Annotated in this window: 27 protein-coding genes; 13 read left to right on the top strand and 14 right to left on the bottom strand. The window is 67.5% G+C overall.

Annotated elements, in window-relative coordinates:
• The first annotated feature begins 53 nt into the window (after nucleotides 1-53).
• Complete coding sequence (locus tag BOX37_RS22430; protein ID WP_240505003.1) at nucleotides 54-2,546, top strand: tetratricopeptide repeat protein; 2,493 nt, start codon at nucleotides 54-56, stop codon at nucleotides 2,544-2,546.
• A 139-nt stretch (nucleotides 2,547-2,685) separates the two neighbouring features.
• Here BOX37_RS22430 and BOX37_RS22425 read toward each other — a convergent pair whose 3' ends face one another.
• Together BOX37_RS22425 and BOX37_RS34175 are read right to left on the bottom strand one after the other, a co-directional pair.
• A complete protein-coding gene (locus BOX37_RS22425) occupies nucleotides 2,686-3,960 on the bottom strand; it encodes a hypothetical protein (protein WP_071929361.1) in 1,275 nt (424 codons plus the stop codon).
• On the bottom strand, nucleotides 3,957-4,172 hold the full coding sequence (locus BOX37_RS34175) for a hypothetical protein (RefSeq protein ID WP_156910487.1): 216 nt from the start codon (nucleotides 4,170-4,172) through the stop codon (nucleotides 3,957-3,959). The genes BOX37_RS22425 and BOX37_RS34175 overlap by 4 nt, the downstream gene beginning before the upstream one ends.
• A 303-nt stretch (nucleotides 4,173-4,475) precedes the next feature.
• Here BOX37_RS34175 and BOX37_RS22420 point away from each other — a divergent pair, with 303 nt between their 5' ends.
• Nucleotides 4,476-5,480: a Shedu immune nuclease family protein gene (locus BOX37_RS22420; RefSeq protein ID WP_071929360.1), complete on the top strand. Its 1,005-nt coding sequence runs from the start codon at nucleotides 4,476-4,478 to the stop codon at nucleotides 5,478-5,480.
• Nucleotides 5,481-5,628: 148 nt separating this feature from the next.
• Here the strand turns inward: BOX37_RS22420 and BOX37_RS22415 are convergent, their stop codons facing one another.
• Nucleotides 5,629-6,666 carry an HNH endonuclease gene (locus BOX37_RS22415; protein ID WP_084759969.1) on the bottom strand — a complete coding sequence of 346 codons (1,038 nt, stop codon included), beginning with the start codon at nucleotides 6,664-6,666 and terminating at the stop codon, nucleotides 5,629-5,631.
• Nucleotides 6,667-6,845: 179 nt separating this feature from the next.
• On the opposite strand from BOX37_RS22415, the gene BOX37_RS22410 reads away from it, so the two are divergent.
• Nucleotides 6,846-7,004 carry a hypothetical protein gene (locus tag BOX37_RS22410; protein ID WP_156910486.1) on the top strand — a complete coding sequence of 53 codons (159 nt, stop codon included), beginning with the start codon at nucleotides 6,846-6,848 and terminating at the stop codon, nucleotides 7,002-7,004.
• Between the two features lie 38 nt (nucleotides 7,005-7,042).
• On the opposite strand, the gene BOX37_RS22405 is transcribed toward BOX37_RS22410, so the two are convergent.
• The 6 genes from BOX37_RS22405 to BOX37_RS22380 are packed head-to-tail and all read right to left on the bottom strand — an operon-like array spanning nucleotide 7,043 to nucleotide 12,689.
• Entirely contained in the window at nucleotides 7,043-8,653 is a 1,611-nt protein-coding gene (locus tag BOX37_RS22405; protein ID WP_071929357.1) for an acyl-CoA synthetase, read from the bottom strand.
• Nucleotides 8,654-8,677: 24 nt separating this feature from the next.
• The gene (locus BOX37_RS22400) at nucleotides 8,678-9,916 is read right to left on the bottom strand and encodes a hypothetical protein (RefSeq protein WP_071929356.1); all 1,239 of its coding nucleotides are present in this window, start codon (nucleotides 9,914-9,916) and stop codon (nucleotides 8,678-8,680) included.
• Between the two features lie 4 nt (nucleotides 9,917-9,920).
• Nucleotides 9,921-10,472 carry a Cif family virulence factor gene (locus BOX37_RS22395; RefSeq protein WP_071929355.1) on the bottom strand — a complete coding sequence of 184 codons (552 nt, stop codon included), beginning with the start codon at nucleotides 10,470-10,472 and terminating at the stop codon, nucleotides 9,921-9,923.
• Complete coding sequence (locus tag BOX37_RS22390; RefSeq protein ID WP_071929354.1) at nucleotides 10,472-10,699, bottom strand: ferredoxin; 228 nt, start codon at nucleotides 10,697-10,699, stop codon at nucleotides 10,472-10,474. Before BOX37_RS22390 ends, BOX37_RS22395 begins: the two co-directional genes overlap by 1 nt.
• A complete protein-coding gene (locus tag BOX37_RS22385) occupies nucleotides 10,696-11,484 on the bottom strand; it encodes an SDR family oxidoreductase (protein WP_071929353.1) in 789 nt (262 codons plus the stop codon). Before BOX37_RS22385 ends, BOX37_RS22390 begins: the two co-directional genes overlap by 4 nt.
• Nucleotides 11,484-12,689 (bottom strand): cytochrome P450, encoded by a 1,206-nt coding sequence (locus tag BOX37_RS22380; RefSeq protein WP_071931785.1) that lies wholly within the window; start codon nucleotides 12,687-12,689, stop codon nucleotides 11,484-11,486. Before BOX37_RS22380 ends, BOX37_RS22385 begins: the two co-directional genes overlap by 1 nt.
• Before the next feature lie 220 nt (nucleotides 12,690-12,909).
• On the opposite strand from BOX37_RS22380, the gene BOX37_RS22375 reads away from it, so the two are divergent.
• Genes BOX37_RS22375 through BOX37_RS22335 form a run of 9 tightly spaced genes read left to right on the top strand, consistent with a single transcriptional unit; the run spans nucleotide 12,910 to nucleotide 21,377 of the window.
• Nucleotides 12,910-13,797 (top strand): MlaE family ABC transporter permease, encoded by an 888-nt coding sequence (locus tag BOX37_RS22375; RefSeq protein WP_084759967.1) that lies wholly within the window; start codon nucleotides 12,910-12,912, stop codon nucleotides 13,795-13,797.
• Nucleotides 13,797-14,654: an ABC transporter permease gene (locus tag BOX37_RS22370; RefSeq protein ID WP_071929352.1), complete on the top strand. Its 858-nt coding sequence runs from the start codon at nucleotides 13,797-13,799 to the stop codon at nucleotides 14,652-14,654. The genes BOX37_RS22375 and BOX37_RS22370 overlap by 1 nt, the downstream gene beginning before the upstream one ends.
• Before the next feature lie 4 nt (nucleotides 14,655-14,658).
• A complete protein-coding gene (locus BOX37_RS22365) occupies nucleotides 14,659-15,702 on the top strand; it encodes an MlaD family protein (protein WP_156910485.1) in 1,044 nt (347 codons plus the stop codon).
• Complete coding sequence (locus tag BOX37_RS22360; protein WP_071929350.1) at nucleotides 15,702-16,700, top strand: MlaD family protein; 999 nt, start codon at nucleotides 15,702-15,704, stop codon at nucleotides 16,698-16,700. The genes BOX37_RS22365 and BOX37_RS22360 overlap by 1 nt, the downstream gene beginning before the upstream one ends.
• Entirely contained in the window at nucleotides 16,697-17,692 is a 996-nt protein-coding gene (locus BOX37_RS22355) for an MlaD family protein (RefSeq protein ID WP_071929349.1), read from the top strand. Before BOX37_RS22360 ends, BOX37_RS22355 begins: the two co-directional genes overlap by 4 nt.
• Complete coding sequence (locus BOX37_RS22350; protein ID WP_071931783.1) at nucleotides 17,692-18,792, top strand: MlaD family protein; 1,101 nt, start codon at nucleotides 17,692-17,694, stop codon at nucleotides 18,790-18,792. Before BOX37_RS22355 ends, BOX37_RS22350 begins: the two co-directional genes overlap by 1 nt.
• Nucleotides 18,789-19,835, top strand: a complete 1,047-nt coding sequence (locus tag BOX37_RS22345; RefSeq protein WP_084759965.1) for an MlaD family protein — start codon at nucleotides 18,789-18,791, stop codon at nucleotides 19,833-19,835. The genes BOX37_RS22350 and BOX37_RS22345 overlap by 4 nt, the downstream gene beginning before the upstream one ends.
• Nucleotides 19,832-20,788 carry an MlaD family protein gene (locus BOX37_RS22340; RefSeq protein ID WP_071929348.1) on the top strand — a complete coding sequence of 319 codons (957 nt, stop codon included), beginning with the start codon at nucleotides 19,832-19,834 and terminating at the stop codon, nucleotides 20,786-20,788. Before BOX37_RS22345 ends, BOX37_RS22340 begins: the two co-directional genes overlap by 4 nt.
• 19 nt (nucleotides 20,789-20,807) lie before the next feature.
• Entirely contained in the window at nucleotides 20,808-21,377 is a 570-nt protein-coding gene (locus BOX37_RS22335) for a hypothetical protein (protein WP_071929347.1), read from the top strand.
• Nucleotides 21,378-21,383: 6 nt separating this feature from the next.
• Here the strand turns inward: BOX37_RS22335 and BOX37_RS22330 are convergent, their stop codons facing one another.
• Nucleotides 21,384-21,530, bottom strand: a complete 147-nt coding sequence (locus BOX37_RS22330; protein ID WP_071929346.1) for a DUF1059 domain-containing protein — start codon at nucleotides 21,528-21,530, stop codon at nucleotides 21,384-21,386.
• Between the two features lie 63 nt (nucleotides 21,531-21,593).
• Here BOX37_RS22330 and BOX37_RS22325 point away from each other — a divergent pair, with 63 nt between their 5' ends.
• The gene (locus tag BOX37_RS22325) at nucleotides 21,594-22,226 is read left to right on the top strand and encodes a class I SAM-dependent methyltransferase (RefSeq protein WP_071929345.1); all 633 of its coding nucleotides are present in this window, start codon (nucleotides 21,594-21,596) and stop codon (nucleotides 22,224-22,226) included.
• Between the two features lie 4 nt (nucleotides 22,227-22,230).
• On the opposite strand, the gene BOX37_RS22320 is transcribed toward BOX37_RS22325, so the two are convergent.
• Genes BOX37_RS22320 through BOX37_RS22305 form a run of 4 tightly spaced genes read right to left on the bottom strand, consistent with a single transcriptional unit; the run spans nucleotide 22,231 to nucleotide 26,497 of the window.
• A complete protein-coding gene (locus BOX37_RS22320) occupies nucleotides 22,231-23,250 on the bottom strand; it encodes a prenyltransferase (RefSeq protein WP_071929344.1) in 1,020 nt (339 codons plus the stop codon).
• The gene (locus BOX37_RS22315) at nucleotides 23,237-23,968 is read right to left on the bottom strand and encodes a class I SAM-dependent methyltransferase (RefSeq protein ID WP_071929343.1); all 732 of its coding nucleotides are present in this window, start codon (nucleotides 23,966-23,968) and stop codon (nucleotides 23,237-23,239) included. Before BOX37_RS22315 ends, BOX37_RS22320 begins: the two co-directional genes overlap by 14 nt.
• A 25-nt stretch (nucleotides 23,969-23,993) precedes the next feature.
• Nucleotides 23,994-25,238, bottom strand: coding sequence for a glycosyltransferase family 4 protein (locus BOX37_RS22310; RefSeq protein ID WP_071929342.1), 1,245 nt, complete (start codon nucleotides 25,236-25,238; stop codon nucleotides 23,994-23,996).
• Nucleotides 25,238-26,497 carry a cytochrome P450 gene (locus tag BOX37_RS22305; protein ID WP_071929341.1) on the bottom strand — a complete coding sequence of 420 codons (1,260 nt, stop codon included), beginning with the start codon at nucleotides 26,495-26,497 and terminating at the stop codon, nucleotides 25,238-25,240. Before BOX37_RS22305 ends, BOX37_RS22310 begins: the two co-directional genes overlap by 1 nt.
• Nucleotides 26,498-26,503: the final 6 nt, after the last annotated feature.

The raw sequence follows: 26,503 nt of genomic DNA, 5'->3' as shown, positions 1-26,503 counted from the left end.
CTCTACGTCCGGGAAAAAGGTGACCCGGGCCGGGACAGATGGAGTGGACAACGGTGGCGGTACAGCAGCAGACGACGAGGCGGGCTCATCCGCGCGACGAACTGGCCGCCCGGCTGCGGCTGCTCCAGGAAATGTCCGGTCGCGGGGTTCGCGCGCTGGCCCGCGACACCGGCCTGAGTTCGTCGTCGCTGTCGCGCTATCTGAGCGGGCAGACGGTGCCGCCGTGGCCCGCGGTGCTGGAACTGTGCCGCCTGGTCAAACGTGACCCGCGCCCGCTGCGCCCGCTGTGGGAGAGCGCCGCCAACCCGCTGCCCGCCCCACCCAAGACCAGCCGCCAGGTCGCCCCACCCCGCCCGCCGGCCGACGCGCCACCCCCGCCGCGCAATGACCTGCCCCGCGACATCCCCGACTTCACCGGGCGTGAGCAGGCACTGGCCGAGGTGCTCGCCGCCGTGCGCGCCGACCGGGTGGTCGCCATTGACGGCATGGCCGGTGTCGGCAAGACCTCCCTGGCCGTGCACGCCGCCCACCAGCTCACCGCCGACTACCCCGACGCCCAGCTCTACCTCGACCTGCACGGCTTCACCGACGGCCGCGCGCCGCTCGATCCCGATGCCGCCCTGCGTGCCCTGCTGGCCGCGCTGCAGGTGCCCTCGGAGAAGGTGCCCCAGGACGGCGGCGTCGAGTTGCGGGCTGCCTGCTGGCGCGCGGAACTGGCCCGGCTGCGCGCGGTGATCGTGCTCGACAACGTCGCCGACGCCGCGCAGGTCGCGCTGTTGCTGCCTGGTGCGGGCGAGTCGATCGCGATTGTCACCAGCCGCAACCGGCTGCTCGAGCTCGACGAGGTGGCGCCGGTGAGCCTCGACGTGCTCACCGAGCGGGAGAGCGCCGAGCTGTTGGCCCGCGCCAGCGGCGATTCGCGCGGCCCCGACGGCCGACTGGGCAGGGAACCCGAGCAGACCGCGGAGGTGCTGCGGCTGTGCGGCAACCTGCCGCTGGCCCTGCGCCTGGCCGCGGCTCGGTTGCGGCACCGGCCGGGCTGGTCGATCGGCATCCTGGTCGAGCGAATGGCCGAGGGGGCCAGCGAATTCGACACCGCCTTCGGGATGTCGGTGCGTCAGCTGCGCCGCGATCAGGGCCGACTCTTCCGGCTGCTCGGCCTGATCCCCGGCTCGACCTTCACCGACTACGTCGCCGCGGCCGTTGCCGACGTCCCGCTGCGCACCACCCGCGCCATGCTCGAGGACCTGCTCGACGCGCACTTGGTCCAGCAGCCCGCCGACGGCCGCTACCGCCTGCACGACCTGGTCCGCCAGCACGCCCGCCGCGCCACTGCCGAGATCGATTCCGACACCGACCGTGAGCGCGCGCTGGGCCGCGTCCTCGACTACTACGTGCACGCCGCCGCTGCCGCCGACGCCGCCATGCCCTTCCTGACCCCGACCCGACCGGTCTCGGCGGGATCACCACCCGCCGACCTGCCCCGGTTCCTCGATCGCGACGCCGCGTTCTTCTGGTACGTCGCCGAGTACACCAATCTGATGGCGGTGTTCTACGCCGCCGTCGAGGCGAACGCCGACGTGCACGTCTGCGAACTCCCACGCTTCCTGCGCACCTTCTTCGCCCGCCGCTGCGGCACCACCCATCTCAACGACCTGTTCGAGCGATCACTCACCGCTGCAACGCATCTCGGCGACCCACGCCAGCTCGCAGAAGCACACAGCGACCTCGGTTTCGCCCGCTACAACGCGGGCCGGATGACCGAGGCCGCGACCGCCTATGCCGCCGCGGCTCCCCTGATCGCCGCGGCGGGCGACCCGCTGCCACGCGCCGAGCTGCTCATGCGCTGTGCGCAATTGCGCTGGGACGAGGGCGATGTCGTGGAACCGCTCACCCTGTTCCGGCAGGCTCGTGAGCTGTATGCCGCCAGCGGCTGCCCGGTCAGCGCCGCCGACGCCGTCGCGGGGGAAGCCTGGGCGGTGCTGCAGCTGGGCGATTCCGATGCGGCCGCGCGCCTGGCCCGTGAGGCGCTGGCCCTCGCCGGTGACGCGGCGCCGTCGCTGCAGGCCCTGGTCACCCTCGGTGTCGCCATCGCCGCCGAGCAGCCCGAGGCCGCGCTCACCCACCTGGACCAGGCGCTGGCGGCGGCGCGCGCCGACGGACACCAACACAACGAGGCCTGGTGCCTGAACTGCCGGGGCGTCGCCCTGCGCCGGATGGGTCGCTTCGACGAGGCCATCGCCGCGCACCGCGCCGCCTTCGATCTGCTCGACGCCCTGTTCGAAGAACACTGGAAAATCCACTTCCTCAACAGCTACGCCGAAACCTGCCGACTGGCCGGGCTGACCGACGACGCGCTGCGCTTGTATCGTGAAACCCTGGAGCTGGCACCGAAACTCGGCTATCGCCTCGAGGAAGCGCGGGCGCACCAGGGGATCGCTGATGTCCTCGAAGCGACCGATCCGTCCGGGGTAGACGGCCATCGCGTGGCGGCGCAAGTCATTCTGGCCGAGCTCGAACCACCACCGCGGCCGCTGGTCGAATGAGGTCGGTGATCTCGGTCGATCCACGCGGGCGTACCGTTCGGGGCGGATCGAATCACCGACTGAACGGCGCACAACCTCGTGATGCCGGGCGCCGCGCCCGGCGAGCTGCACGCGAGCGCCTCACTCCGGCGTCGCGTTGTCAGCCGCTGCGGTAGCGCTGCCTGCGCCGACGCTGGAAGAACAGTTCATCGACAGCGACCGGGGCTACCAGCGCGGTGATCTCCGCCAGCCTGGCGTCGTACCGATGCTCGGCGATGCACCGGTGCAGGTGTGCGCGACGCTCTGGTCCCAACCTCGACCAGATGGCCCCGAACCTGGCTTGGGCGTCCGGTCCCGACATCGCGACGAGATCGAGAAGCGCTGGCCAGCAACTTGTTTCGGTCGCTCGGGCGGGCAGCGCCGCCACCGCGGTGTCCGACAGTGTGGCCAGGGCGTAGCCGACTTCGCTCCTGACCTGCTCGTCCATCCGCGACATCAGCGTGAACAGGCCACTCCAGCTCCCGGCGTCGTCGCGACGATCCAGTGCGGTGACCAGTCCGGTCCCGACGTCCGGGTGTTCGAACACCGGATTACCGACCAACGTCCAGAGCCCGAGTGGCGTGAGATGCCCAGCGATCGTGAGGAACTCGCCACCCGCCCCGACTGTGAGAGCGTTGCCGACCAGGTTGGCGACATCGGCCGGGGGTGCGTTACCGAACAGAACATCACCCACCCGACTGATCACATCGGGCGTGCACCGCGAGAACACCGACAGCGCGGCGTGCTGCAAGGCGGGCGGACCGGCCAGCACGGTCTGCGTCATCCGCGGAATCCGCCGGTGCGGTCCATCGAGCAGCTGGCGAACGACGGCACTGAGCACCGCGGCGTCGTAGGAATAGGCGGCCGTATGGATGAGACCGGCGTCATCGTGTACCCCCGCTTCCACCGCAGTGATCAATTCCGTTGTGGCAAAGGACAGGAACGGTCCCGCCGTCACATAGTCACGCCGCCGCAGCAGTTCGTTGACGATGTCGACCACCGGCCCCGTCGGCGCTACCTCCGCCAACTGTTCGATGGCGCGTGGATCCAGATACGGCGCGCAATCCGCCGCGTACGCCGGATCGAGTAGTGCCAAGGTCTCCACCGCCTTGCCCGGGTGTTCGAGCCCGACCGCCCCCGCCGCTCGCCCCGTCATCATCGGCGGAACCAGCCGCTGCACCAACGGAATCGAGATCGACAGCGGAATGACCGGCACCAGCGCGCTGATCCGCCGAAAGACCGGCGTGTGCTGATCGAACAGAACCCCCGAAATCTGCTGCTGCAATTCGTGCAACCGCTCCGCGCCCAGATACCGCAGATGATGCAGCCGCTGCGGATGCACATGCAGCGTACGAGCCAGCAGAATCAACTGCGCTCGCGTGGTGAGATCGATCATCGCCCCCCGAACATGATCTTCTTCGTCACCGCCCGCAACGGCCGCGGCAACGCCCCGATCATCGAATCGATCGACTTGTCCAACGCCGCCGCCTCGAACACCGAAGCGGCCCTGGTCAACTCGAACAGATCCCGCGCCTGCTCCGCGGGCAACCGCTCCAACGCGGGCAACGCCCCCGCTTCGCCACCTTCACGATCTCTTCCGGCAGCCATGCAACTCCTCGATAAAACAGCCCTTCCCCGCCGAGGATGCCCTGTCCAGCCCCCTACCCACCACCACTTCGCGAATAACTGTACGCAGCAACGAAAATAACAGAAAGATTACATGTGAACCAACGTCTCCCCTGCGCAATTTCGCGACTATTAGGGGTGTTGTGCGACTAATTAGCGCTTGGGATGTGGTTCGACGTTGACAGCTCCGTGTGAGCGGTCGAGAATGACCGCGAACGTTGCGGGTGAAATTTGTTGCAGCATGATGGTGATAGTGGGGACTGGCGCATGGCTCGAATTACTGGGGTGGTCGAGAACGCGCAGCGGATCCAACCGCACAGTCATGAGTCGAGTGTGGAGTGCCGATATCAGCTCCTCGCAGACGAGAACGGTGAGCCGCTCGTACACTTGTCAACTTTCGGATCGAAGAATCGCGCATCGAAGCCCAAAAGCAGCCAGTCACTCCAGATCGACCGCACCATCGGCGTGAGCCTGGTGGAATTACTGTGCGAGACGTTCGGGTTGGCGGCCCCAGCAGACGACTACGAAACGCGCCTGAACGCCGCCTATCAGGCCAATCCAGAGCTGTTCCGGAAGATCATCGCCAACGATGTCGCCGCCCAGGACGTCATCGGTTTGGCACACCGTCGAGTCCAGGTTGAGCGGTTCCGCCAGCTGTTGAACGATGATGAAGCCTTCACGCAGGAGGCCGCGGTGATTCCGGGCCAGGGGAATGAGAAGGTCTGGCAACGATACTTCGAACAAAATCCATGGATTCTCGGCACGTCGCTGGCGACCCAAGTCCTGACCGCCTGGGACGCGAGCCGTCTGGAGCAGGTGGTCGCAGGCTTCTCCATCGATGGGGCGGGAAAACGCGTCGATGGGCTACTGCGCACGTCGGGTCGAATCCGTTCGATGGTGTTTGTAGAGTTCAAAACGCACAAGACGCCGCTGCTCGGCGCGACCGAGTATCGACCTGGTGTCTGGCGAGCCTCCTCCGACCTGTCCGGTGCGGTGGCGCAAGTGCAGACCACCGTGCATACGGCGACGAGAGCGATCGCTGACCGGTTGCAGTCGAAGGCCGACGACGGCAGCGACATCCCAGAAGACTGGACCTACATGTTCCGTCCCAGGTCGTACGTGGTGATCGGGCAACTGGGGCAGCTCATCGGAAAGGCCGGAGGGGACAACCAATCGCAGATTCGCTCTTTCGAGCTGTTCCGCCGGGAGCTGACCGGCCTGGAGATCGTCACCTTCGATGAGCTCTTGGCCAGGGCCGAGTGGATGGTTGCGCCGCCGTCCACCGACTAGTGGAGACCACGGACTATCACCGTCATTCACAGCCAAAATCGCGCAGGACCGCATCGAGATCCGGGCAGGGGCTGTCTCCTTCAGCGGCACCTCGCCTTGTCCAGGAGTCGGTCACCCTCGTCGAGGTCGCGCGCGACCTGTCCGGCCGCTATGGCGACTGAGTCGCAGGTGAATCGGTGAATGGAGGTTCGAATACGGTCGCTCCCAGGTCAGTGCCCATTGTGACCGGCGTGATTCGTTGGAAGTCGGGCTTGATGGCTCCCGGTGCGGTCGGGTGGGCATGCGTAGTTCCGGTGAGAAATTCCTGGAAGCGCTCCGCGAGTCGATCTCCCGCCGGGTGGAATCTCTTCTTGTCGGGCAGCGTCAGCAACACATTGTTCAAGCCTTTGAAGCCGAACTCGAGAATTGGGCCCTCGTTGTCGGCCTCGGCCAGCGTTGGCCCGATGTGGACCCGATAATCGGGGGAGATACCGATCATGTTTCGGTCGTAGGCGGCGTGGTGGATACTGCAGAGGCTCAACCCGTTCGGGATGTCGGCGATGCCGTGAGCCTTCTTGTCGCCGATGATGTGTGCGGCTTCCAGCAGTTGGGGTCGTCCGAGCCGGCACACTGCGCAGCGGTTTCCATAGGCCATCAAAACGCGGCTGCGGAACTGTGGCTGGTGCAGGCGCTGGCTGGTCATCCGCTGTACGTAGCGTCGTTCGGTCTCGGTCAGGTGCTGCGGATCGCTCACCTGGCGTAGCGACTCGTCGAGTGCGATCAGGACCCGACGGTTGGCTGGGTCATCGGCGACGACATAGACCGGGAAGACGGGCAGGTACCGAATCTCGGTCCCCACCTTGATCCATCGGAGCAGAATGAGCGGAAGCTTCGTGAGGGCTGATCTTCGCAACTTGACGTTGTCGCCCGCATCGATCGGACCCTCGCGGTATGCGTAGGAGAACAGCGAGTCGCCGACCTCTTCATCGGCATACGGGCTGTCGGGCTTGGACATGATCGATAGCGTCGATGCGAGTACCTGCGGATTTCGGATCCCCCGATTGCGGTCGACCAACTGAATTGCGTAGGTGCCCGCGCGGAATTCCAGCAGATCGGCTCGCGTAACCGCTCCGCCCCGCGCGTCCACCAACTCCCGGAGTACATCGAAGATGTCGCGCCTCAGTGCCCACTCATCTTCTAGATCCACTTGCTCAGTGTGCCACGGACATACGACAGAACTCTTGGTTGCACCGGCGCTGAGCGGTGCCAATTGCTCGGATTCCACATCGACGGAAACCGTGGGGTGCCTGCGTTATCTCGAACGGCGTGGAAGAACTGTCGGTGGGGTTGATTGGGGTCCGGCGTATGACTTCCGGTGCGGGTGTTGTGGCTGAGATCGTAGGTGGGATCGAGCCGTTCGATCGGGTGGAGCGGGAGCATGCCGAGGACACGTTGCGGTGGTGGGGGAGCACGGCCGATGTGTATCGGCGGGTGAAGCCGGATGTGCCTGCGCGGCATCTGGTGGCATATGTCGTGGTGGTGTAACCGGGGTAGGCGCGACTTCGCTGAGGTCCGTGGATCGTTCAGTCGGTTTGGTGGTGGGGGGAGTGATCGGTGACGAACTCCTTCGCCCAGCGGTAGTCGGGCTTGCCGCTGGGGGAGCGGGAGATGGTGTCGGTGATCCAGATTTGTTTGGGGAGCTTGTAGCCGGCGAGGTGGGGGCGGAGGTGGGTGTGGAGGGTGTCGAGGTCGAGGGTGTGGTCGGGGGCTATAGAGATGATGGCGGCTACCTGTTGGCCCCAGCGTTCGTGGGGGACGCCGATGACCACGGCGTCGTAGATCGCGGGGTGGGACTTCACGACGGCCTCGACCTCCTCGGGGAAGACCTTCTCGCCGCCGGTGTTGATCACCATGTTGCCGCGGCCGATCAAGGTGATCGTGCCGTCGGATTCGGCGCGGGCGCGGTCGTCGGTGACGACGATGCGGGTGCCGTCGACGGTTTTGAAGAGTCGGGCGCTGCGGTCGGGGTCCTTGTAGTAGCCGAGGGGGACGGCGCCGGTCTTGGCCAGCCAGCCCTCCTCGCCGGGGGTGACGGGGCGGCCGTTCTCGTCGACGACGACCGCGCCGCGTCCGGTCTGGACCCGTGGTCCACGCGCGGGATCGTCGTCCTTCTGCGCGAAACCGATGCCGCCGAAGCCGGTTTCGGAGGAGCCGATGGAGTCCGACACCATCGAGGTCGGGAACGTCTCCAGCAGCGCGTTCTTCACCGGTTGGGACAGCAGCGCGGCGCCCGAGGCGATGACGAGCAGGGAGGAGGCGTCGACCGGTTCGGCGTCGAAGGCGTCCATGAGCGGGCGGGCCATGGCGTCGCCGGTGATGACCATGATGTGCGGGTGGTGGGTGGCGACGGCCTGCCAGATCCTGGCCGGGTCGAAACGCGGTTCGAACAGCACGGTGTTGCCCGACCACAGGGCGTTGAAGGTGGGCATCATCGCCGCGGCGTGGATCAGTGGCGGGAGGACGAACCAGATGCTGGGAACGCCTTGTGCGCCGGTCGCGGACTGCTGGTATTCGTCGCGCACCGGTTCACCGCTGTAGAAGTCGATGCCGCCGCCGAGGACTCGCCACATGTCCTCCTGGCGCCACATGACGCCCTTGGGCATGCCGGTCGTGCCACCGGTGTACATCATGAACAGGTCGTCGGCGGTGCGAGTGATGTTCGGGCGGAACGGCTTTCCTGCCGCGACCAACGGTTCGTACAGGATGGCGCCGGTGTCAGGGGTACCGATGTCGCGGTCGTCGTCGACGCAGATCGACCGGCGCACCGTCGGGACCAGCGCGAGGGCCGCGCGCACGGACTCCTCGTAGCAGGCGTGGTACAGCAGCACTTCGAGGTCGGCGTTGTCGTAGACGTAGGCCAGCTCGGTCGGGCCGTATCGGTAGTTGATGTTGATCGGCACCGCGGCCAGCTTGAAGCAGGCGATCAACGTCTCCATGGTCTCGATGCTGTTGTGCAGCTGGAATCCGACGTGTGTGCCGTGCCCGACTCCTGTGTCCGCCAGCTGGTTGGCGAGTCGGTTGGCGCGAATGTCGAGCTCTCGGAAGGTCACTCGACGATCACGCTGAATGATCGCGATCCGATCGGGCATCGCGTCGACGGCGTGTTCGAACAGGTCGGCGAAGTTGTTGGCCATGTCAATCCATCTCTCGACGCCTGCTCACACGACGGTGAGCGGCAAGGGCTTTCCCCGGTCGGTGAAGGCGAAGCCCGCACCGGTGCTGAAGCGGGTGACCGCGACCTCGGACGCTTCGCGGAACGGTGTGTCGGCCAGGTCGATGTCGACGGTCCAGCCGTGCTGATCGGTGGCGGCGACGCGAGCGACGAAGCGCGGGTTGACGCCGCGGACAAGGGCGTCGAGAGGGCGTAGGTCGTCGGGTGTCAACATCGACGGCCAGGCCCCGTCGGTCTGTGCTCCGCTGTTGTTCGGAAAACGAAGGCGTACGACAGAATTCAGGACCGAGATGTCGGTTCCCGTGTAACTCAGCGGGTTCAGCGCGGGATGCAGACGCAAAACGGTGGCGAGTGCGCGTGGATCGTCACCGAGGTCCAGGCAGCGCCGGATGCGCTCCGAGGTCAGGCCGGCGATCCCGGCGAACTGCTTACGTCCGATTCCGAGCGCGGTTGCCGTATCGGAGCGTTCGGTGATGGCGAGCATGAAGCCGAGCGTCAGCAGGTGCTGTTGCAGGCAGATCTCCTCGGCCATCCGCCGCAGCGCCGAACGCGAGAAATCGGCGAACCGCAGATCGCTCAGCAGCGGACCGGTGTAATCGGCCAGTCCCTCCTCGGCGGGATCGATCGAGGCCAGTTCCGTCCGCGCGGCAACGGAATTGGCGATCAAGGCGGCATGGGCCGGGACGGCGGGTGGGACGTGCGCGGGATCGATGATCACCGTCCACGCGCACACCGGGGTCCGATCGGCGGGCCGACGCGGTGGGCGGTGCACCGGCCGCACCTGAGCGTGCGGATTGGTGGCCAGGGCGGTCGCGTCGAAGGTGGGGTCCTCGATGTCGTGGCACATCGCCACCACGAACTCCTCGCCCATCGGCTCCACATCGGCCAGCGCACCGCAGTGATCGAGCCAGAATTCGCCGTGATCGTGGTCGTCGACCCGGAACCGGAAGTCCATGAACTGTGGTGGCGCGCCGATGTCGAGTTGCAGCCCCTTGAAGATGGTCTCGACGCTGTCGCCGGTGAAGCGCAGGGCCCGCTGCATCCGGCGGGTGTAGATCGGGCTGGCCAGCTGCCATTCCTCGATGGCCACCGCCGTCATCCCCTCCCGGCCGAACGCGGCGATGGTGTGCGCCATCCCGGATCGGTCGATGAGGTGCCCGCACAGCAGCAACTCCGGGACCAGTGCGGCCAGTTGGTCTCGGGACAGCTCCGCATACGTGCTCATCGGATCACCACAGCGGGACCGGCGATTCGCCGATCCGGTACCAGCCGGGCAGGGGATCACGCGAGACCGAGCGCTCGATGCGCTGGTGCATGCCGGGGGAGAGCGCGTTGTCGGTGATCATGTCGAGGAACATCGCCGAGACATTGCCGAAGTCGAAGAAGTCGCGCTGCCAGGACCATTGGAAGTCGCCGCCGTAGCGGAACCAGCTGCCGCCGATGCCCTCGGGGGAGTAGTGGCGGCCGTCGGCGCGCGTGCCCTCGTTGACCTGTTTCCAGAAGCCGATGACGGTGCCGCTGCGCTCGTCGATGACGAATTCCTGGTACGGATAGGTCCAGCCCTCGAGGCCGAGCATCTCCTGACCGAGGGCGTAGTCGCGGATCTCGTCGCGGCCGACGGACATGAACTCCTGCTTGGGACCGTAGTTCCAGCCGTAGGTGGCGTCCTCGGTGTACATCTCGGCGAGGGGCTTCCAGTCGCCCTTCTCCTCGCAGCGCTTGTTCTCCGCGACCCAGCGCCGAACCATCTCCTCGAGTTCGGACCGTTCGAAACGTGCCATCAGTCAGTGCCTTTCACAGCGGAGTCGGGTTCGCCGCCGTCGGTGATCGACAGCGCTCGGGTGGGGCAGTAGCGGATCGCGGTCTCCACGGCCTCGCGCTGCGCGGCGCCCGGGGTGGGGTCGACGATGTGGACCGTGCCGTGTTTGGGCACGGTGAAGACCGCGGGCGCCTCGTCTTGGCAGACCCCGTGGCCCTGACACAGATCGAGGTCGACGACGATCCTCATGACGCGTCCAGGTCTCGCAGCGGCGCCTCGGGCTGCACCTCGACCAACACCATGTGCGCGCCACGCGGAACCGAGACGACCGTCGTGACCGCGTCGGCGAGGTGTTGCGGGCGCAGCATGTAGGGGTGGCGGGCGAATCCCCAGTCCTTCCAGTCCTGCAGCAACGGCCCGACGACCTCCGGCGTCGAGTCCATACCCATCCCGGTCAGCGTCGGACCGGGGCGGACGAGGGAGGCGCGAATGCCGCTGCCCTCCAACTCCATCCGCAGCTGGCCGACCATGGCTTCCAGGCCGTTCTTCGCCGCGCTGTAGGCACCGGAGCGGGGTCGAGGGTTGTCGGCGCAGTCGGAACTGATCACCACCAGATCGCCGCGCCGCCGCGCTCTCATGCCGGGTAGCACACGATGGATCAGCCGCTGCGCGCCGACGAGGTGGACCTGCACCTGGTGCAGGAAGCGTTCCGGGTCCATCTCGCCGACCAGGGCGAATTCGATGTCGCCGGCCCCGGAGACGAGGATCTCGGTCGGGCCGAGGGTGCGTTCGGCGGCCGTGACGAACTCGTCGACGGAGCCGCCGTCGGTGACATCGAGACGGTGCGCGTACGCCTCTCCGCCACCCGCGCGGATCTTGGCGGCGATCTCCTCGCACAACTCGACCCGGCGCGCGCCCAGGGTGACCGGGTGGCCGAGTTGGGCCAGGGCGACGGCGGTCGCGGCGCCGATACCGGAGGACGCGCCGGCGACCAGCGCCGGCCTGCGATCGGGGTTGGGTTCGAATCGGGGCACTAGCTGACCTCCACCGTGATCGGAAGTGTGGCGAAGCCGCGGACATTGGTCGAGTGCACCCGCACGATGCCCTCCGCCCTGACCTCGAAAGACGCGACCCGCGAGGCGAATTCGCCGAGCACGACGGTCGCCTCCAGCCGGGCCAGATGCGCGCCGAGGCAGAAGTGCACGCCCGCACCGAAACTGGCGAGCGCCGCACCACTGCTGCGGTCGATGACGTAGCTGTCGCCGTCGTCGAAGGCCGCCGGATCACGGTTGGCCGAACCGATCAGCAGTAGCACCTTCGCGCCCGCGGGGATGGTGGCGCCGTGGTAGTCGAGGTCGACCGCCGCGGTGCGGGCCACGATCTGGCTGGAGGTGTCGTAGCGCAGGGTCTCCTCCACCCAGTCGCTGACCAGCTCCGGTTCGGCGACGACCTTGGCGTATTCCGCCGGATTGGCGCCGGCCCAGTAGAGCGCGTTGCCCAAAAGCTTGGTGGTGGTCTCGTTTCCGGCCACGACCATCAGGAACATGAAGCCGATGATCTCGTGATCGGTGAGGGTGTCGTCGTCGATTTCGGCGTCCAGCAGCGCCGAGGTGAGATCGTCGGTCGGGTTCGCGCGGCGCTGGGCGACCATCTCGGTGTAGTAGCCGAACAGTGAGATCGATGCCTCGATCGCCTCGACGGGCACATCGAGCACGCCCTCTTCGCGGTGCACCACCAGATCCGCCAGCCGGCGGATCTCGGCGCGGTCGGACTCCGGGACGCCCATGAGTTCGGAGATGACGTCCATCGGCAGCTTGCCCGCGACCTCGTCGATCCAGTCGAAACTGCCGCGCGCGAGCGCGGGCTCGAGATGTTCCAGGGTGATCTCACGGATCCGGGCTTCCATCTCGGCCACCCGTTTCGGCGTGAACCCCCGGAAGACGAGCCGGCGCATCCGCATGTGCCGCGGATCGTCCATCGCCAGAAATGACATCACCCGATGCGCGTGCGGACCCCACGCCGCCGGATCGAGGGAGACGCCATTGGCGCTGGAGAGGCGATTGCTGTCCCGGAACGCCGCGATCACGTCGGCATGCCGCGACAGCGCCCAGAAATCGAGGTCCGGATTGTGGTAGAGCGGCGCCTCGGTGCGCAGGCGGTGGTACGTCGGATAGGGATCGTCGTGGAATCCGTAGTCGTACGGGTCGAAATTCACGGGCTCCACAGTGGTGCCGGTCATCGCGAACACCCCGGTTTCGATAGGTCGTCTCCGTCGGCGGCGGGAACCGAGAACCCAGAGGGAGACATGTAGCTGGACATGTGTCTGGACGGTACCAGCGACACGAGTTCAATACAACGCTTTCGGGCTTCTACCGGCTGTTGTTGTCAAAATCTGGCCTGCCCAGAAAACTGGACCAGTGTCTGGAATGTGGTCTAGATCATATGGTACGGTCTCCGCCATGACGGGGGTATACGGCGAAGTCGCACCGGATTCCGGGGGCGCGGCGAGCGCGGGTGACCCGGAGGTGCCGGCGGGCGCCGGGCAGGTATTCCGCCGAAACTTCGCCGAGACCGTCGGAGCGAGCGTGGCGACGCTCGGGCGCGCGCTGAGCATGGGGGCCGCGGCGATCTACCTCGGTACCAACGACGCCCTTCGAGGGCGATTCCAGGTCAACGAAACTCTCACGCAGGCGTGGTTCCTGATCAGGGTCACCGCGATCCCGAGCATTCTGATGGCCATACCGTTCGGTGTCATCGTGTCGGCGCAGGTCGGCAACATCGTGTCCGAGCTCGGCGCGGATTCGATGATCGGCGCGGCGGGCGGTCTCGGCGTCATCAAGCAGGGCGCACCGATGGCCACCGCGATGTTGCTCGGCGGCGCGGGTGCCGCCGCCATCGCGGCCGACCTGGGGGCGAGGACCATTCGCGAAGAGGTCGACGCGCTGCGGGTGATGGGTGTCGACCCGGTACAGCGCCTGGTCGTGCCGCGCATCGCGGCCATGATGCTGGTCGCGCCGCTGCTGAACGTCTTGATCATCTTCATCGGCATCAGCTCCGGGTTCGTGGTCGCGGTGGCGGCACTGGATGTCACCCCGGGCAGCTACTGGCAGTCCTTCGGCGCGTTCACCACGCCGATCGACGTGTGGGTCTCACTGGTCAAGGCGCTGCTGTTCGGCTTCCTGGTCGTCGTCATCGCGTGTCAGCGCGGGTTGGAGGCCAAGGGTGGACCGCGCGGCGTGGCCGATGGGGTCAATGCCGCGGTGGTCATGTCGATCGCCGCGGCCGTCGTCCTCAACACCGTGATCACCCAGGTGGTCACGATGTTCCTCCCGGTCAGGATGGCCTGATGAGCGCCGCGCCGTACTACCCCGTCGGGCTGCGGTGGCTGGGCAGGCTCCGTCGCCGCGGCATTCGCCCGATCGAGTCGATCGGATTCGCGATCGGCTTCGGCTGGCAGGTGCTGCGGTCGGTGCCCTACACGCTCGTGCACTACCGGCGTCAGACGGTCACGATGGTGACGGACATGACCTGGGGGCGCGGCTCGGTCATCATCGGCGGCGGCGTGGTACCGCTGATGCTGCTACTCGGTGCCGCCATGGGCGCGTCCATCGGCATCGAGGCGTTCAGCGCGCTGAACCTGTTGTCCCTGGGCCAGCTCAGCGGTCTCATCTCGGCCTTCGGCGTGACCCGTGAACTCGCGCCGATCGCGGCCGGGATCGGGTTCGCCGCGCAAGCCGGATGCCGGATGACCGCGGAGATCGGCTCCATGCGCATCTCCGAGGAGATCGACGCCCTCGAATCACTGGGCATCCGCTCGGTGCCGTTCGTCGTGACGACCCGGGTCATCGCCGGGATCATCGCCGTCGCACCGGCATTCGTGGTCGCGCTGATCCTGAGCTACTTCTCCTGCGCCTTCATCGTGACGACGATCCACGGGACACCGATCGGCACCTACAACCACTACTTCGACCAGTTCGTGGTCGGCTGGGACGTCTTCGCCGCGACGGTCAAGGTGATGGTGTTCGCCCTCGCGGTGGTGCTGATCCATTGCTATCAGGGCTATTTCGCGACCGGTGGCCCCGAAGGCGTCGGCATCGGTTCCGGGCGGGCCATTCGGGCCAGCCTGGTGGCGATCATCGCGCTCGACATGGTCGCCACCATTCTGCTGTGGGGATTCCAGTCTCCCGTCACATTCACCGGGTGATGCCATGCCTGCCTACACTCTGCCGGGAACCGAAGTGGGACCGCTGCGTTCCCGTGTTCTCGGGACTCTCGCCGTCGTCCTCACGCTGCTCGGTGTGCTCGTCTGGCAGGTGGTGCCCGACAGCGTGCCCGCCGACCAGATCCGCGTCGCGCTGCTCGTCGGTGAGGTCGGTGCGGGAGTGGGGGAGGGCACCGATGTCCGGCTCGACGGGGTGCGGGTCGGCTCGGTCAGCGCGATCGACTCCGCGGGAGGCAGCGGACAGCGCATCGAGCTGACACTGAACGGATCCGAGCTGTTCGGCCTGACCAGCGCCCTGCGCGTCGACTACGCACCGGGCAACCTGTTCGGCATCAGTGCCATCGAGCTGCATTCGGCGGCAGGCGGTGCGGTGCTGGCCGACGGATCGATCGTCGATCTGACCGATAGCGAGGCCGATCGAGTGCACGACGCCACCCTGTCCGCCCTGCTGAAATCGACGGGACAGCTCACCGACGAGGTGCTGACCCCGAAACTCGTCGAGTTGCTCGGCACCCTCTCCCGTGACCTCACCGCCTTCACCCCGCTGCTGGAAGCCATCGGCGCCACCGCCCGCTCCTACGCCGAGACCAGACAGCTCCCGCCGTCACTGCTGTTCGAGCAGTTCGGTTCGGCGCTGACCGGGCTGCCGCCAATGCTGACCGGCGCGCTGACGCTGTTGTACGCGGAGTACACGAACAAGTACCTGGCAGTGCCCGACCAGCTCCGACGATTCAGCGAGATGTTCGCCGGCATCCAGTACGAGCTGCTGCCGACCGTCACCGAGCTGCTCACCACGTCCGAACGGCATTTCGGGGAGATCCTGCCCATGATCAGCCTCGTACTCGACCGGCTGGCCGCCTCGGTCAGCACCCCGCAACGCTCCACACAGCAGCTGAGCGAACTCCTCACCCGCCTCGACACCGCCTTCCGTGACACACCCGACGGTCCGGTGCTCACCGCCCGGATCGAGCTGGATGTGGTGCCCGGGCTGGCGGGACCACTGGCCGCGATGCTCGGGGGTGGTCGCTGATGAGGACACCTGCCCTGCTGCTGCGCGTGGCCACGGCGACGCTGCTGATGGGCCTGGTGCTGGCCGGAGTCCTGCGCGTGATCGAGCGCCCTGTCGATGGTGAAACCCACACCTACACCGCGTTGTTCACCGATGCGAACGGTCTGCGCGACGGCGACGACGTGCGCCTCTACGGTGTTCAGGTCGGGAAGGTGCGCGCGGTCGAACTCGACGGCGCGCTCGCGCGGGTGCGGTTCACCGTCACCAAGGATCGGGCGCTGTTCACCAACACCACCATCGCCCTCCGGTACCAGAACCTCACCGGCTTCCGGTATCTGGCCGTCGAGCAGCCCGATCAGCCTGCGGGGCAGCGCGATCCGGGCTCGGTCTTCGGGACCGCCGAGACCGTGCCGGACTTCGACATCACCCGGCTGTTCAAGGGACTGCAGCCGGTGCTGGCCGAACTCTCACCCGAGGATCTGAACCGGTTCGCGACCAGCATCCTCGCAGTGATCCAGGGCGAGGGGACCGGGCTGGGGCAGGCGCTGGGCGCCATCGACGAGCTCAGCCGCTACGCCTCCGACCGGCAGGCGGTGCTGTCGACGCTGGCCCGCAACCTTGCCCAGGTCGCCGAGCACCTCGGCGGGAAGTCGGGCAACGCGATGACGCTGCTGACCAATCTGACCAACCTGTTCATCACCATCACCGCGAAGCTGCCCGGCCTCGTCGACTTCGCGAACGGGATTCCCGGTGTGCTGCAACCGCTGCGGAGCATGCTCGCCGTCTTCGGGGTCACCGGCGCACCCGGCCGCGATCTCGATGCCGCGTTGCGCAGCGCGTTTCCCGATCCGTACGACGCGGTGGCCGCGTTCGAGAGCCTGCCCGGCCTCATCCAGGCGATGACGCGGGCGATTCCGCCGAGCGGCCCCGACCTCACTTGCTCGCGGGGCGATGTCACCGCGCCGGAACCGCTGCGGGTACTCATCGCCGGACAGGGGATCGTGCTGTGTCACCGATGATGCGCGGGCGGGCCGCCGACCCGCGAGCGAGCGAGTTGCGCTGGGGGATAGCGGGGTTGTGTGCGGCCATGCTGCTGCTGGTCGCGATCGGTGCCGTGTACGTCACCGGAACGACCGCGCAGCGAACGTATTCCGCCGAGCTGAGCCAGGCGGGTTCGGTCCGCGTCGGTGACGACGTGCGGCTCGCGGGTATCCCCGTCGGGAAGGTGACCTCGCTGAGCCTGCTGCCCGATCGGGTCAGGATGGAGTTCACCGTCGCCGCCGAGGCGTTGCTCGGTGATCAGACCACCCTCGACATCCGGATGCTGACCTTCGTCGGTGGCTACTACGTGGCCGTCCTGCCCGCCGGGACGGCACCGCTCGGCGACACCGTGATCCCCGTGGAGCGAGTCATCGTGCCCTACAACCTGACCCAGGCTTTCCAGGACGCGGTGCAGCCGGTGCGCCGCATCGACGGCACCCTCTTCCGGCGCGATCTCGCCGCCCTGTCCACCGCGATCGACAACAGTCCGGACGCCGTGCGGTCGGCGGTGCGGGCGGCCGGTGACGTGGTCGCGATCCTGGACGAGCAGAACTCCGACATCTCCCGCACCCTGGCCATCGCCGACGAGTATCTGACCGCGCTCGACGCGAACGCCGATGTGCTGGCGGATCTGATCCTCACCCTCGGCACGCTCGAACAGATCATCCAGACGAACAAGGTGCAGGTCGCCGAATCCCTGCGGGACCTGGCGGTGATTCTGCGGGGCTTCACGCCACTCGGGCGGGCGTGGGACGCTTCGCTCGCTCAGCGTGCCCAGCCCCTCGCCGATGCCATTCCGGCGCTGGAGGAGCTCGGCGGCCGACTCACCACCCTGTCGGATTCCGTTCGCGCGCTGATGGAAAGACTGCTTCCGCTGCTGCCCGCGGGTGGTGGGGTGAGCGTCGACCAGTCCGGCGCGACGATCCCCCTACCCGCTGTGTGCGTGCCGCTGCCGGGAGGTGGTTGTTGATGTGGCGACAGATCCTGGGATCGCGCGGGCTGATGTCGGCCGCGGTGGTCCTCACCCTTGTCCTCGTCGGTGCGCTGGGCCTGCGGTTGAGCACACCGAATCCGGCGATGCGCGGCTACTGTGCCGACATGCCCGACAGCATCGGGCTGTACGAGGGCAGCGCGGTCACGGTCATGGGGGTGCAGGTCGGGCGCGTCACCGGGATCAGTGTCGATGGCGCGTCGGCGCGTGTCGAATTCCTGGTTCGCGCGGATCGCACGCTGCCGGTCGATGTCGGGGCGGTGACCGTGAGCGACACCTTGATCGCCGATCGGCGGCTGGCCCTGATCGGCGCCGAACCCGCTGGGCCGGGCTGGGATTCGAGCGAGTGCATCACCAACACGCTGACACCCAAGAGCCTGACCCAAACCTTCGACGCGCTCGCCGCCCTCGCCGATCAGCTCAACGGTGCGGGAGATCCCGCGCAGCGCGACGCCGTCGGCGCCGGGATCGACGCGCTCGATCGCGCGACAGTGGGGACCGGCGAACAGATCAATGACATCATCGTCGCGCTGAGCCGCGCGCTGGCCGCACCCGAAGTGGCCATCGGCCACCTCGGGCAGTTGCTCGACGCGCTCACCGACCTCGCCCATCGGGCCCGCGGTGGCTGGTCGCAGGTGGAGACCACGGTGTCCGGGCTGCCGCAGACCTTCGACGACATCGTCACCATCGCGTTCCCGCCGATCATCGAGATCGTCGACACCCTGGCCGACCTGCTGCCCCAGCTCAACGATGTGATCGTGCTGTTGGGTTCGCCCGCGCTGCGTGCGGTGGACTCTGTGCCGGATCTGTCACGCATGATCGCGGCGGGCGTCGGTTCGCTCGCCGACATCATCGCCATGGCACCGGCCGTCGCGAGCGGATTCGCCGGTGCGGTGGATCCGGTGAGCGGGGCGCTGACAATCGGCTACGCCCCGCCGCGACTCGCACTCGCCCAGCAGGACACGGCCCAGGTCTGTGCCGCCCTGCAGGTCGTCACCGGGCACCACTGCCAGGCGGAAGACGGTGCGATGACGATCCCGGCTCTGCCCGTGCTGCTGGGGGCGGTGAGCGCACGATGAGACGCGCCGCGCTCCTCGTCGCGATGCTGCTCGCCGCCGGATGTGGCTTCCAGCCCGCCGACCTGCCGGTGCCGGGAGCGGGCGTCGGTGGTCCGACGTATCCGCTGCGGATCGAGTTCGCCGATGTGCTCAACCTCCCGACGGGCGCCAAGGTGATCGCGGCCGGCGTCCGCGTCGGCGTGCTCACCCGGGTCGCGCTCGTCGATCCCGTCGCCGCTTCGTCGGAGCGGGCGGCCGAGCCGGGCTACGTCGTCGCCGAGGTCGACATCCGGCAGTCGGTGCGGCTCGCGGTCGGCACCACCGCCGAACTGCGGCAGGAGACTCCGCTCGGCGACGTCCACATCGCGCTGAGCGAACCGCGGGACGTGGCCGCGGGGGAGTTGGCGCCGGGTGCGACCATCCCGCTCGCGGACACCACGCAGTCGCCACCGATCGAAGACATCCTGGCCGGACTGTCCACCTTCCTCGGCAGTGGCGCGGTGACCGACTTCCAGAACATCGTCGCCACCATGAACGGCGTGTTCCCCGACGATCCACGCGACACCGCCCGTCTCGCGGACATCCTGGGCACCGACATCGCCGACCTCGGCGCGAATCTGCGCTCGGTCGACGCGCTGCTCGACGGCATGGAGGCCACGGTCGAGGAGGGATTGCAGGGCAATCTGCCGATCCTCGACGAACTGCTCACCCCCTACGGTGTCGAACACACCACCGAGGCGGTGAACGCGCAGATCGGTGTCATCTTCGTCCTGACCGCGCTTGGCCCGGTCGCACCGAGCGCGCAGTGGCTCGGGCCGTTGCTGTCCTCCTTGGACGACACCGCGCAGGTGCTGGTTCCCATGCTGTTGGGTGCGAATCCGCTCGACACCGAATCGCCCTCGAACATGAAGGCGCTCGTCGACCTGATCAACACGAAGCTCGTCCCCTATGCCACCCACGGTCCGAAAGTCGACGTGGTCGAGGTCGGGCTCAGCCCGGTCACGGCGGACGATCACACCGCGCGCATCGTCGACACCCTGCGGATGATCGGTCTGGTGCGATGAAACTTCGTGCGGCGGTGTCGCTCTGCGCGATCGTGGCGGTGCTGATCTTCGGCGTCGGGTACATGTCGCTCGGGGTGCTGCGGCTGGATCCGCGGATCGATTTCATCACCGTCGATCTGCGGCTGGACAATTCGGGTGGGCTCGGCCCGAATTCGCCGGTGCTGCTGGCGGGTGTGCGGGTCGGGCGTACCGAGTCGGTGCGCAAAGAATCGGACGGGGTGCTCGTTCGGTTGCGGATCGACGATCGCCATCGAATCCCGCTGTCCAGCGAGGTTCGGATCGAGCAACTTTCGGCCCTCGGCGAGCCCTACGTCGCCTTCGCACCGGCATCCGGTGCGGGCCCGTATCTGGCGGACGGACAGGTCGTCGCGGCCGACCGAATCCACGTCCCGATGACCATCACGGCGCTGTCGGCTCGACTGGTGGAATTGCTCGACCAGATCCACCCCGAGGCGATCGCGCGCCTGGTCGACACCTTTGACCGCGCACTCGCCGGAACCGACGCCGCGATGCAGACCCTGCAGCGGTCCTCGACCCTGCTCGCGGCCACCTTGCTCAGCCGCACCGAGGCCATTCGGCAGTTGTTCGCCGATGTGCAGGCCCTCGGCGGCGACATGGAATGGCTGGGGCCCTCACTCGGCACGGCGGGCCCGCTGTTCGGTGAGTTCGGCGTGACGCTGAACGCGATCGTCGAATCGGGATCGGCACTGGTCGAGAGCCGTCCGGTGCCCGACTATTTCACCGGCGACGGCCTGGTTCCCTTCCTCGCCGAGCTCACCACCTTGATCGAGGAGATCGGGCCGGGTATCGCCCCGCTGGGACAGATCCTCGGCCCGGTCGTCACCGACGCGGTGCGGCGCAGCCCCGCCATCGACATCAGCACTTTGATCGACCAAGCCCTGCAGAGCGTGGACGTCGAGGGCACCGTGCACTTTCGCCTCGGCGTCAAATAGTTCGAACAAAGGACAGACCATGAGCACCGAAGCAGCCACCACGACCGAGGTCGGCGAGCCGTCGCCGCGCACCGTGTCCGTGCGACTGTCCACTGTCCTGGTCACCGCGACGATCGGTGTCCTCGTCGCCGCGGTCATCACCTTCGCCGCACTGTATTTCGCGGCCGACGCGACGCTCGCCGAGCGCGAGGCCCGCGAGGCCGATGCCAGGCGGGTCGAGCAGATCGCCACCGACTACGGGGTCGGCGCGTCCACGATCGACTATCGCGATGTGCGGGCGTGGTTCGCCCGGTTGCGGGCGGGCACCACCCCGCAACTGGCCGCGAAATTCGATGCCACCGCACCGCAACTGGAGCAGATCCTGCTGCCCCTGCAGTGGACATCGACAGCGACGCCGCTCTCGGCGACCGTGACGTCGGAGAGCGGCGGCATCTACCAGGTCAACGCCTACTTCGACGTGGTCTCCACGAGTGCCCAGACACCCGACGGCACGCGGTCGACCGTCACCTATTCGCTCACCGTCGATCGTGGCGCCGACTGGCAGATCACCGAGGTGGGCGGCCTGCAGAACGCGCTGCCGACCAAGTAGCCGGCCTCAGTAGGCGATGAAGAGGATCTCGTCGGGGGTGTAGTCGTGGCCGGGGTGGTTCTCGGCCAGGTGCGCCTGGGTCTTCTTGATCAGGTCGTCTTCGTCGGTGCCCTGAATGCTGACGCCGCACGGGCAGTTGAGGCGAGTCTTCATCGTCTTCTCCTTGCTGGACAGTAGTCTGGATTGTATTCCAGGTCGTGTGTTAGCGTGACCCGCATGGGAGCTGACGACCTGTTCGCACTGGCCGAACAGACGGTCGGATTCATGCCGCCCGACGAGGGGCACGCGCTGTACGCCGCCGCCCGCGAGTACGCGGGCGATGGCACCATCCTGGAGATCGGCACCTACTGCGGCAAGTCGACCGTCTATCTCGGTGCCGCCGCCCGCGAAACCGGCGCCAGCGTTTTCACCGTGGACCATCACCGGGGCTCCGAAGAGCACCAGCCGGGCTGGGAGTACCACGACACCACGCTGGTCGACCCGGTGACCGGTGTCTTCGACACCGTGACCACGTTCCGGCGCACCATGATTCGCGCGGGCTTGACCGACACGGTGACCGCGATCATCGGCTCTTCCACGGCTGCGGCCAACATCTGGCGGACCCCGCTGCGCATGGTGTTCGTCGACGGCGGGCACACCGAGGAGGCCGCCCAGCGCGACTACGACAACTGGGTGCACTGGGTGGCCGGCGGTGGGCTGCTGGCCATCCACGATGTCTTCCCCGATCCCGCCGACGGTGGTCGTGCGCCGTTCAACATCTATCGTCGCGCCCTCGACAGCGGAAAGTTCCGCGAACTCTCGGTCACCGGATCGCTGCGCATCCTGCAGCGCACCGCCGCCTGCGGGTGAGCTGTCAGCACGCGTCGCGGAAGATGCCGTTGCCGAGGGTGGCGCGCGACAGAGCGTCGGCGGCGAGCACGACGGCCGCTCCGGTCCAGGTGGTGCGTTCCTCGGGCCAGCGTTTGCCGTCGGTGAAAACCAGTCCGGTCCAATAGGAACCGTCGGTCTCCCGCAGGTGCTGCATGGCGGCGAACAGCCGGTTCGCGGTCGCAGTGTCACCGATGGCATCCAGGGCGAGCACCAGCTCACAGGTCTCGGCGCCGGTCACCCACGGTGCGTCGGAGACGCACCGGATGCCGAGATCGGGAACGAAGAATTCGTCCCAGTGCCGGGAAAACCGGTCCGTGGCCGCCGCGCCGCGGACGGCACCGCCGAGAATGGGGTAGTACCAGTCCATCGAGTAGCGGCTCTTGTCCAGGAACACTTCCGGGTGATGGCGCAGGGCGTGACCGAGCCGGTCGCGGGCCGCCGCCCAGTCCGGGCGAGGATCGCCCACCCGCTCGGCGAGGGTGACCGCGCAGCCGAGGCTGTGGAAGATGCTCGAGCAGCCGGTCAGCAGGGCTTCGCCGGAAGAACCGGATTCGGTTGCCGACCAATGGATCTCACCCTCAGTGCCCAGCTGCAGGCCGAGAACGAAGTCGATGCCGGCGCGCACCGTCGGCCACAGCTCCGCGGCGAACGCGGTGTCTCCGGTGACCGTGAGGGCGTGCAGGACACCGGTGGCCAGGTAGGCGCAGAAATTGGTGTCGGCGTCAGGGTTTTCGACCACGCCCGCGCGCAGCTGCGTGGGCCAGGAGCCGTCGTCGCGCTGGGATTTCGCCGACCAGATGTAGGCGTCGCGGGCCTCGTCCCAGAGGCCGGCCGCGGTCAGTGCCATCGCGGACTCGATGTGGTCCCACGGGTCGGTGTGGCCACCGGTGAACCAGGGAATGGCACCGTCGGGTTCCTGTGCGGCGGCGATGGATTCGGCGGTGCGCCGGAGCTCGCGGGCCGACAGGATGCCGGGCACGACCGGCAGGTCAGCGGGCCGCACGGCGCACCACCGGTTTCGTGAAGTAGAGGGCGACGGACTTGCCGACCAGGGGGTTCAGCAGTCGCTCGGCGGTCCGGGTGAGCGTGGGCGCGGACATCATGTCCCACACCAGCATACGGTGGTAGGCGCTCACCAAGGGGTGATCGTCATGGCGCACGCCCACCGCGCATTTCAGCCACCAGAAGGGTGAGTGCAGGGCGTGCGCGAAGTCCTGATGGTCGTAGCGCAGGCCACGCGCGGTGATCTTGTCGCGTAGTTCGTCGGCGCGATAGATGCGCACGTGGCCGCCCTCGTTGGCGTGGTACTCGTCCGAGAGCGCCCAGCAGAGGCGCTCGGGCAGCCAGCGCGGCACCGTGACCGCCAGTGCGCCACCGGGTTTGAGCACTCGTGCCAGTTCGATGACGGCCTGGTTGTCCTGCGGGATGTGCTCGAGGATCTCCGAGGCGATGACCACGTCGAATTCGTCGTTGCCGTAGGGCAGATCGAGGGCGTCACCGCGCACGGTCTCGGCCTTGGCGTACTCCGGCGCTTCGCACGCGTCGGCCATGGCCTCGAACATGGCGGCCACCTCCGCCAGATCATCGGCGTTCTGGTCGAAGGCGACGATGTCGGCGCCGCGGCGGTAGGCCTCGAAGGAGTGTCTGCCCGCGCCGCAGCCGATGTCGATCACCCGTGAGCCAGGGCCGACGCCCAAGCGGTCGAAATCGACGGTCAACATGGGGCCTCCTGGTGGGATGATGTCGTCATCGGGTGGTGCCCGGTGGTGCGGGGGAGCGGCGGGCGATCGCCCGTTGGTAGACCTCGACGGTTCGCGCGGCGACCGCCGCCCAGCTGAACAGCGCCAGGACGCGCTCGCGACCGGCCGCGCCCATCCGGTCGCGCCGATCGGAGTCGGTGAGCAGCTCGCCGAGCACGCGGGTCAGCGCGTCCACATCGCCCGGCTCGACCAGTGCCGCGCACTCGCCGACGACCTCGGGCAGCGCACCGGCCCGGCTGGCGACCAGCGGTGTGCCGCTGGCCATGGCCTCGACGGCGGGCAGCGAGAACCCCTCGTACATCGACGGAATGCAGGCGAGCTCGGCCGAGGCCAGCAGTTCGGCCAGTTGCTCGTCGCTCACCCCGCTGACCGGGGTGACGATGTCGGCGATGCCGAGTTCGGCGATCAGCTTCTCGGTCGGGCCGTTCGGTTCCAGCTTGGCGACCAGCCGCAGCTCGACCTCGTGGGTGGGGCGCAGCCGGGCGACGGCTTTCAGCAGATGCGCGATGCCCTTGAGTGGTTTGTCGGCGCTGGCGACCGCGACGATCCGGCCACGGACCCGTGGCGTCTCGCGCGGTCGGAACAGGGTGGTGTCCACGCCGAGCGGGACGGTGTGCAACTGCTGCGGCGTCACCGCGAAGTCGGCCGCGATATCGGCGGCCGACGACGAGGAGACCGTGATCAGGTCCGGAATACGCTGCGCCACCCGCTGTTGCATGCCGAGAAATCCGTACCACCGCCGCACGAACAGCTTGCGCCGCCACGGCGCCGCCGCCAGATCCACCGCGCGGTCGCGGGTGATCGGATGGTGGACGGTCGCCACCAGGGGCAGCCGTGCGGCGATGTCGAGCAGACCGTGGCCGAGGCACTGGTTGTCGTGCACGACGTCGAAATCCTGTGCGCGCGCCGACAGCAGCTTGGCGGCGCGCAGGCTGAACGTACGGGGTTCGGGGAAACCGGCCGTCCACATGGTGGCCAGCTCGAGCAGATCGATGCGATCACGGATCTCCCGAGGGTGCGGCGTGCGGAACGGGTCTTCGTCGCGATAGAGGTCCAGACTCGGCACCTCGGTGAGCGCTACCCGCGGATCGAGATCCTCGGGATAGGGCTGGCCGGAGAACACCTCCACCCGGTGGCCCAGCTCGACGAGGCCCTGGCTCAGGTAGCGGACGTAGACACCCTGCCCGCCACAGTGCGCCTTGCTCCGATAGGACAACAGTGCGATCCGCATCAGTACACAGTTCCCGACTCGAACCTGACCTGCCAGTGTTTGATGCCGTTGATCCATCCCGACCGCAGACGCTGCGGCTCCGACACCTGGGACAGGTCCGGCATCGCCTCGGCGATGGCGTCGAAGATCAGCTCGATCTCGAGCCGGGCCAGGTTCGCGCCGACACAGAAGTGCGCGCCGGTGCCGCCGAAGCCCAGATGCGGATTCGGGTCGCGGGTGATGTCGAAGCGGAACGGGTCCTCGAAGGCGTCCTCGTCGAAATTGGCCGAGCTGTAGAACAATCCGACACGGTCACCGGCGCGGATGAGTTGTCCGCCGAGCTCGGTGTCGGCGGTGGCGGTGCGTTGGAACGCCGTCACCGGGGTCGCCCAGCGCACGATCTCGTCGGGTGCGGTACGTGGGCGCTGCTGTTTGTAGAGCTCCCACTGATCGGGATGGTCGACGAACGCCTTCATTCCGTGGGTGATGGCATTGCGGGTGGTCTCGTTGCCGGCCACCGCCAGCAGGATGACGAAGAACCCGAACTCGTCGGAGCCGAGTGCCTCCCCGTCGAGGTCGGCGTGCACGAGCCTGCTGACGATGTCGTCGGCCGGGTCGACGCGTCGTTGCTCGGCCATGTTCCAGGCGTAGCCCAGGATTTCCATCGCCGCGGTGGACGAGGCGTCGGTGGTTGTCGCGTCGCCGTACTCCGGGTCGTCGTAGTTCAGCATCTGGTTCGACCAGTCGAACAGCTTGCGGCGATCCTGCTGGGGAACCCCGATGAGTTCGGCGATGGCCTGCAGCGGCAGCTCGCAGGCCACCTGTTCGACGAAGTCGCCGCCCCCGGTCGCGCGTGCCGCGTGCACGATGGCCGCCGCGCGCTCGGCCAGTGCCGCGCGCAACCCCTCGACCGCACGCGGGGTGAACCCCTTGGCGATGATGCGGCGGATCTTGGTGTGCTTGGGCGGGTCCATGTTCAACAGCAGGGCGCCGGTGAGTTCGATCTGTTCGGGCGTCACCTCGCCGGGCAACCGGATGACCGAACCCTTGCGTTCCGACGAGAACAGCTCCGGATTCCGCGAAACAGTCTTGATGTCCTCGTGTTTGGTGATCACCCAGTAGCCACCGTCGCGGAAGCCCCCCGACTGCGGGTCGGTTTGGGCGTTCCACCACACCGGAGCGGTGCGGCGCAGCTCGGCGAATTCCTGGACGGGGTTGCGGGATTCCCACAGTGCCGGGTCGGTGAAGTCGAATCCGGTGGGGAGCGACGGCGTGGCCACGATGTC

This window comes from Nocardia mangyaensis (genome assembly GCF_001886715.1).
In the GTDB taxonomy this organism is placed as follows: Bacteria; Actinomycetota; Actinomycetes; order Mycobacteriales; family Mycobacteriaceae; genus Nocardia; species Nocardia mangyaensis.
Note: the sequence above shows the minus strand (reverse complement) of the source record. Positions and strands in the feature narration are given on the sequence as shown.